We start from the raw sequence: 7,325 nt of genomic DNA, 5'->3' as shown, positions 1-7,325 counted from the left end.
TCCTTGTTGTCCGAACGTTCAACATCATCCGTGTTTACTGAATGATGTCATCAAAGATGGTTTCGGCGGAATTAATCTGTTTGCCAAGATACTGGCCATTGTTGAATTGGCCCTCAAGGACAGTGCCATCGGTATTGGTCAAGATGCCGTAGCCGTTTTGCATGCCGTTACGCCACTGACCGACATAAATTGAGCCATCGGCTGCGGTATATGTGCCGACGCCGTTAAAGGTGTTATTGGCAAATTCCCCCTGATAGGTGCTGCCATCAGCCTCAGTCATAGTTCCTTGACCGACCAGATACCCGGATTGCCAGTTGCCGGTGAAGGTTTCTCCTGTCGAGGTCGTCAGTGTTCCGAGTCCCTGGTAGACTCCACTGTCCCACTGTCCCTGGTAGATGGTGCCATCGGCATAGATCATGGTGCCAGGACCGGAGAACTTGTCGTCTTTAAAGGACCCTTCAAATTTGCTGCCATCGGCGTAGGTAACCTTGCCGGGACCATTTAACTTGCCATTCTTCCAGGTTCCGACAAAAAACTCCCCGTTGCGGTTGAACATGGTGCCGAGACCGTTAAATGTGCCATCGGCAAATTGACCGACATATTTGCGGCCATCGGCTGTTGTCAGCGCTCCTTCACCACTGAAGACGCCATTCTGAAATTGTCCGATGTACTGCTCACCGTCGGGGTACGAGAAGGTTCCCTGACCATTTTCCAGACCATTGAGCCATTCTCCGCTGTAGATTTCGCCATTGGTGTTGGTAAAGGTTCCTTCAGCGTTGAACTTATCAAGGGCAAACTGACCTTCATACTGACTGCCGTTGGCGAAGGTGGCGATCCCTTGGCCGAACAGTCGCCCATCTTTATAGTTGCCCTTATAGATTCTTCCGTCAGCATAGATGTGGGTGCCTGGACCATTGGCGATGCCACCTGAAAAAACACCGATATGCTTATCTCCACTGCTGGAAGTGAAAACTCCCTGCCCGTTAGGTAGCCCGTTAAGGAACAACCCTTTATGAATACTGCCATCACTGAAGGTGAAGGTGCCAGGGCCTTGGAAGGTGTCATTTTCGAATTGGCCAGCATATTTTTCCCCGTTGGCATTGGACCATGTCCCTTGACCGTGTTTCTTTCCGTCCTGGAATTCGCCGCTGTAAGTCTCACCATTGGCGTAGTTTGCCTCACCTTGGCCATTGGGCAGGTCATTGGCAAAAAATCCGGTGTGGGTGCCGCCATCACTGAAGGTCAGAACGCCTTGTCCTTCTTTTTTACCTTCGATAAAATTTCCGGTGAAGGTGGCATGCAGGTAGCGGAAGGTGCCTGCGCCGTGAAATTTCCCGTTTTTGAATTGACCGGTATAAAATTGTCCATCAGGATAAGAGAGAGTCCCTTGGCCTTCCATTAGATCATTAATAAATGAGCCGGTGTATTTGGAGCCATTGGCAAAGGTCATGGTCCCGTTACCCTGTTTGATGCCATTAACAAACTGGCCGGTATATTTACGGCCATCTGGATAGGTAATGGTGCCTTCCCCTTCTGCCTTTCCTGATTTATTAAATGATCCTGCGTAAATAGATCCATCCTGTCTGGTTCTGGCTCCACTCGTTGGACTTTGCCGTTGTTGTTCACACCCAAAGGTGGGCAACAACAAAACGAGGCAACTGGCGATGATAAAGTAACGACGAAACGGGATCATGACATAGAAGGTTGATGTCTGTAGTTAGTTGGGATTGCGGTGTTCTCCAGAGTTTCTTTGTCCCTTCAGAAAATAATTGTACCTGAACATCCGAATCAGAATAGCGGACAATCGGTAGATAAGAATAATAGTGTTCATTTAGTACACGAATACCATAAAATACAAAAAACTGGACTTGTTTTTTTGCGTGTTTTTGCTTGGTAGGTAAGATGGGCTGAAGATCAGTGGAATTTCTTCTAAAGAAGAAAAACGATTGCTGTTCCAAATTTTTCATGTAATAGATAGAGGACTGTTTCGGTGTCCTTAGGGACATAATAGGGAATCCTGTGCAAATCAGGAACGGGCCCGCCGCTGTAACCTCTAAACTGTTTTTGGTTTAACCTGTCAGTCACAATGCCACTGCTCCGCACTATCGCGGGTGGGAAGGCGACGGACAGGGGAGGGAGTCAGAAGACCTGCCGGAATCAGATAATCACTATCCTCGTGGTGAGGGACAGTGATATGCAGTGGATTTGTGGGTATCCGGGACATCCTCAAACCGTTTTAATTAATGGTTTGGGGATTTTTTTTGCCTAGACCGCAATCAGACAAGGAGAAGGTGATGGATCAAAAGGAACTTGCGTATGCCAAACAAGGGGCTCTGGCCACTAAAAACGGGGACTGTTTCCAGCGGGTGATCAGGCGATGTCTGCGTTGCCAAGGAGGAGATGCACCGCCACAATCGGCGTTGAAGAGAATTACGCCTGCTTTGGTGACCGTGTCACTGTTTATGGTTATGTTGATGTGCTTTTCAGCTTCAGCCCTAGCCAAGACCAGAACTCTCAAAAAAGGTCCGGCGATTGTGCTTGTCGCCTTTGGTACAACAACCCAAGCACGTGAAACCTATGATGTTTTTGCAGAACAGTTAAAAAATGAACTGCCAGAGCAATGGCGCAATGTCCCAATCTCCTGGGCATACACCTCGGAGATTGTCCGTGAACGGGCCAATAAGCAATTTGCCGAAAAAGGGGTGTCCGAGCGATACCGAAGTTTACCTCAGGTACTGGCAAGCCTTGAGGATCAAGGCTATCGACAGATCGCAATCCAATCGTTGCACATCTTTCCTGGACAGGAGTACGAGGACATGGAACAAGAGATTGCGGCCTTTCGAGGATTAGGCCTACGCATTGAATATGGCGGGACATTGCTCCACACCTGGGAAAGGGCCTTTGAAGCAGTCAGTGCCGTAGCCCCGGAATTTTTATCATCTTCCGCAGGCTGTACTGTGTTGGTGACCCATGGTACTCCAGAGACATTTTCCGGGGCTAATAACACCTACCTTGGCCTGGATCGATATTTAAACCTAAAATATAGCACCGTCTTTGTCGGTACGGTGGAAGGTGTGTTGACTCGCGATCAGGCATTAGAAAAAGCCAAGGCCTGCACTCCGAAACGGGTCAGAATTGTTCCTTTTATGTATGTTGCAGGCGATCATGTTATGAATGATATCATGGGGGAAAAGGTGGACGAGGATGGGGTGCTGTCATGGGCCATGGAACTGAGGTCCGCAGGGGTTTCTGTCGAAAAGGTATCCACGGACTATCAGGGGCGGACGGTGTTCAAGGGGCTGGGGTTCTATCCGGAGATCAATCGGATTTTCATTGAGCAGTTGCTTGAGGGATTGGAGCGGTTGAACCAGTAGGTTAAATTTGGGATACATCAGCGCTTGGGAAGGTTTTGTTTGCCTTCTCATCGCTGATGTATCCGGAATTTGTTAATCCACCTTGAAAAAGGCGTTGGCATTGGCTCCGCAGATTGGGCATTTTTCTGGGGCATGGGCCTCATGAGTGTGACCACACACTTTGCAGACATAGTAGTCGCACTCCATCATACTTTCTAACGAGTCGATAGCCTTTTGGTATAGGCCGGCATGAATTTTCTCCACCTCATTGGCAAAGGCAAAGGACTGTCGAGCTGCCTTATGCCCTTCAGACTCTGCCTCGCTGATCATTGCCGGGTACATCGAAGTAAACTCTTCCGTTTCACCGGCTACTGCCGCCTTCAAATTTTCCAGAGTTGTTCTTACCTCTTTCAACGCCCGGAGATGGGCATGGGCGTGAATGGTCTCTGCAGCTGCAGCTGCCCGAAATAATCTGGCAGCCTGTGGCAATCCTTCCTTGTCGGCCTGAGCAGCAAAGGCCAGATATTTGCGATTAGCCTGTGATTCGCCGGCAAAGGCGGTCCAAAGATTTTGTTCTGTTTTGCTCATAGTGGTTCCTTACAGTGAAAATTAACGGTGGATTCGTGGTTGCCCACCAAGGTTGAGGTTAAATATCTGGTCCGATCAGGACAATGGTAGTGATCACCAGAAAGAGAGTCAATCCCTATGATCGCGATCACTGCTCCCATTTCAGCTGAATCTTTTGTCTGGAAATGAACAACGAATCGGAGCCAAAGGGAACAGGACAAAGATGAACTTTGATAAAGTTGTCAACAAAAAGGCTGGGAATAGTTTAGAGCCATGATACTTTTTAATCCGGGAATCCTTCCGCCTACAGGGTAACCACCTGAATAGTTGGTTAAAAATAAAGCATTGATTTCTAACATGATACCCAATAAATTAAAAGTATCAAGCAAATGTCAATAACTTAAGGGATCTGTCGTTTTGTTAATGTCGTTACTATGGACAGGCTTGGATCCAATGTATAAGATTCTTAACTTACACGATAGTGACCAGTAGTTCGATAGTCAGTTCGAAAGTGATTGTTCAGGGTGGTGAGAATAAACTCACTTTTTTCAGATAGGAGGTGGCTTGGATCATGCAAAGACATTTTGGTCGAATAATCAGGACGTTAAGTGTCTCTCGAATGAAGACGTCATCTTGCTCGTTGTGGCAACCGCCAGTCGATATATACGAATCAGATACGGAGTTGATCGTATTTGCCGAGGTTGCCGGTATTGAACCTGAAAAGGTCAAGGTTATGGCGGAAATGACCATGTTAACCATCAGCGGGGAACGTAAATGCGAGTTAAGTGGCATTAATCATGTCCACCGGCTGGAAGTGGAGTACGGGCACTTTGCCTGTCGCGTTCCACTTCCGCTGTCCGTCGACGTTGATAAAATCCGATCTGAAATCAAGAATGGTTTTTTGGTTGTGCGGATGCCCATTATCCGGCATCAAGGCACAGTAGAAATTAACGTAAGGTGAAAATGTAATGTCAAACGAACAAACACCAGAAGAAGAAATTCCAGGAGCCAAGGAACAGATTGGAGCCGATCCTGAAAAATTGGCTGTCCCCAACGTCTTGTCGATTCTCCCGTTGCAGGGATTTATTTTCTTTCCTGGCATGGGGTTTCCTTTACAGGTATCGCATCAGGGGTCCAAGAATTTAATTGATGACGCTCTGATCAAGGATCGTTTGGTGGCCATGGTGGCCCATCGACCGATGAAGGGGAAAAAGGGCGAGTCCGTCCCTGCAGATCATCTTTATACTATAGGCACGCTGGGATACATCCATAAGATCATGAAAGACAAGGACAGTGTCTATCAAGTTCTGGTCAGTGCGATACGTAAGATCAAAATTCTCGAAGTAACCCAGAATGAGCCGTATCATGTGGGTCGGGTAGAGGCGGTTCCCATGCTTATCGAAGAAAACCAGGAGATGGAAGCGCTGGTTCTCAACCTTCGCACCCAGTTCAAGAAAATGGCCGAACTCTCACAACTGCCTGACGAGTTGACCATGACTATCATGTCGCTGCAAAATCCCTTCCATGTGGCGTACCTGGCCGGATCTCAACTCAACCTGCCACTTGAAGAGGAGCAGAAACTTCTTGAGTTTGAAAGCGCCAATGATCTGTTAAAAAAAGTCACCTTGGAAGTCAGCAAGAAACTCGATACGTTGGAGGTCAGTCAGGAAATCCAGAAGAATATCAAGGAGGACATCGATAAGAAACAACGCGAATTTTTTCTTCGCCAGCAACTGAAGGCCATTCGCAAAGAGTTGGGAGAAGGGGACGAAAACGTTGACCTGGATGATTTGCGTAAAAAGATGAAAAAAACTGTGCTTTCCCCTGAAGCCAAAAAGATCGCTCAAAAAGAGATGGATCGTTTATCCCGGATTCCATCTTCATCTCCAGAGTATACGGTTTCTCGTTCCTATATCGAATGGATTCTTGATCTCCCCTGGAAGAAATCCACCAAAGATAATCTGGACCTGAAAAAGGCCCGCAAGGTCCTTGATGCCGATCACTATGGATTAGAAAAGATCAAGAAACGGATCCTTGAATTTTTGGCTGTCCGCAAACTGAAGTCGGACCTGCATGGCCCCATCCTCTGTTTTGTCGGTCCTCCCGGTGTCGGCAAAACTTCTCTTGGTCAATCCATCGCCCGGACCATGAACAAGAATTTTGTCCGTATCTCTTTGGGTGGGGTTCGGGACGAGGCTGAGATCAGGGGGCATCGGCGCACCTATATCGGCTCACTGCCCGGACGCATCATTCAAAGCCTGAAGAAGGCAGGCTCCAACAACCCTCTGTTCATGCTGGACGAGATTGATAAACTTGGCAATGATTTTAGGGGTGATCCATCGTCGGCGCTGCTGGAGGTGCTTGACCCGGAACAGAATTTCTCCTTTGCTGATCATTACCTTGAACTCCCCTTTGACCTGTCCAAAGTGATGTTCATCACTACTGCCAACTATATCGAAAATATCCCCGGACCTTTACGGGACAGGATGGAGGTCATCGAGCTTTCAAGTTACACCGAGGATGAAAAGTTGATGATTGCTAAGCAGCACCTTGTTGCCAAGCAGCTCGACGCCCATGCTTTGACCGATCACAACGTGGTGTTTCGTGATGCGGCGATACGTTCCATTATCCGTTCCTATACCCGCGAGGCCGGGGTCCGGAATCTAGAACGGCGTTTAGGGGCAATCTGTCGGGGAATTGCCAAGGATTTGGTCGCAGGCTCCATCAAGACCAAGGTGGTGACGGAAAAGGCCGTAGTCAAATATCTTGGCCCTATTGATTTCTTTCCCGAAACCACGGCCCGTAATTGGGGTCCTGGGATCGCAACTGGTCTGGCATGGACGCCGGTTGGTGGCGTTCTCCTCTTTATCGAAGCGGCCTCGATGAAGGGGAAGGGAGGTTTAATCCTCACCGGAACGCTTGGTGATGTGATGAAAGAATCAGCCACTGCCGCCTTGACCTATATTCGCTCCCATGCCCAAGCCTTAAAGATTGACGATGAGCAATTCGCCCACATGGATATCCATGTCCATGTGCCAGAGGGGGGGACACCAAAGGATGGCCCGTCTGCTGGCGTGGCCATGGTGGTGGCCCTTACCTCGCTTTTATCCGGCAAATCCGTACGTAAGGATGTGGCTATGACCGGTGAGATTACTTTACGCGGCGATGTACTCCCGGTAGGCGGAGTCAAAGAGAAGGTGTTGGCGGCTGTGCGGGCGGACATTAAGGAGGTCTTCCTGCCGATACGAAACGAGAAGGATGTCCTTGATATCCCTCCTCATGCCAAGAAAGGGGTCAGTTTTCACTTTGTCCAGGAGATTGGCGAGGTGTTGGCTAAGGTCTTTGTCGAGGGTGAATAGGATTAAATAAGAGATCATTGTGTCTGTCTACAAACATGAGATGAGC

At 48.4% G+C, this 7,325-nt stretch carries 5 protein-coding genes and 1 riboswitch; of the genes, 3 read left to right on the top strand and 2 right to left on the bottom strand.

Going from position 1 to position 7,325, the window contains the following annotated elements; translation table 11 throughout:
* Positions 1–34: 34 nt before the first annotated feature.
* Positions 35–1,693 carry an MORN motif precursor gene (locus FP815_10530; protein MBA3015371.1) on the bottom strand — a complete coding sequence of 553 codons (1,659 nt, stop codon included), beginning with the start codon at positions 1,691–1,693 and terminating at the stop codon, positions 35–37.
* Positions 1,694–1,971: 278 nt separating this feature from the next.
* Positions 1,972–2,171: riboswitch (cobalamin riboswitch) on the top strand.
* A 72-nt stretch (positions 2,172–2,243) separates the two neighbouring features.
* Here FP815_10530 and FP815_10525 point away from each other — a divergent pair.
* Positions 2,244–3,374, top strand: a complete 1,131-nt coding sequence (locus tag FP815_10525) for a hypothetical protein (GenBank protein ID MBA3015370.1) — start codon at positions 2,244–2,246, stop codon at positions 3,372–3,374.
* Between the two features lie 72 nt (positions 3,375–3,446).
* Here FP815_10525 and FP815_10520 read toward each other — a convergent pair whose 3' ends face one another.
* Positions 3,447–3,941 (bottom strand): rubrerythrin family protein, encoded by a 495-nt coding sequence (locus tag FP815_10520; protein ID MBA3015369.1) that lies wholly within the window; start codon positions 3,939–3,941, stop codon positions 3,447–3,449.
* A 550-nt stretch (positions 3,942–4,491) separates the two neighbouring features.
* On the opposite strand from FP815_10520, the gene FP815_10515 reads away from it, so the two are divergent.
* Both FP815_10515 and lon read left to right on the top strand, forming a co-directional pair.
* Positions 4,492–4,881: an Hsp20/alpha crystallin family protein gene (locus tag FP815_10515; protein MBA3015368.1), complete on the top strand. Its 390-nt coding sequence runs from the start codon at positions 4,492–4,494 to the stop codon at positions 4,879–4,881.
* A 7-nt stretch (positions 4,882–4,888) separates the two neighbouring features.
* Positions 4,889–7,279 carry an endopeptidase La gene (gene lon, locus FP815_10510; GenBank protein ID MBA3015367.1) on the top strand — a complete coding sequence of 797 codons (2,391 nt, stop codon included), beginning with the start codon at positions 4,889–4,891 and terminating at the stop codon, positions 7,277–7,279.
* The last annotated feature ends 46 nt before the right edge of the window (positions 7,280–7,325 follow it).

It is taken from the genome of Desulfobulbaceae bacterium, from assembly GCA_013792005.1.
Taxonomy (GTDB): domain Bacteria; phylum Desulfobacterota; class Desulfobulbia; order Desulfobulbales; family VMSU01; genus VMSU01.
The sequence above is the reverse complement of the archived record's forward strand: the minus strand, read 5'-3'. Positions and strand labels throughout refer to the sequence as shown.

Bases quoted from the DNA above. Each gene is read 5' to 3' on its own strand.
- FP815_10530 (MBA3015371.1), bottom strand. From the start codon at position 1,693: ATGATCCCGTTTCGTCGTTACTTTATCATCGCCAGTTGCCTCGTTTTG.
- FP815_10525 (MBA3015370.1), top strand. From the start codon at position 2,244: ATGGTTTGGGGATTTTTTTTGCCTAGACCGCAATCAGACAAGGAGAAG.
- FP815_10520 (MBA3015369.1), bottom strand. From the start codon at position 3,941: ATGAGCAAAACAGAACAAAATCTTTGGACCGCCTTTGCCGGCGAATCA.
- FP815_10515 (MBA3015368.1), top strand. From the start codon at position 4,492: ATGCAAAGACATTTTGGTCGAATAATCAGGACGTTAAGTGTCTCTCGA.
- lon (MBA3015367.1), top strand. From the start codon at position 4,889: ATGTCAAACGAACAAACACCAGAAGAAGAAATTCCAGGAGCCAAGGAA.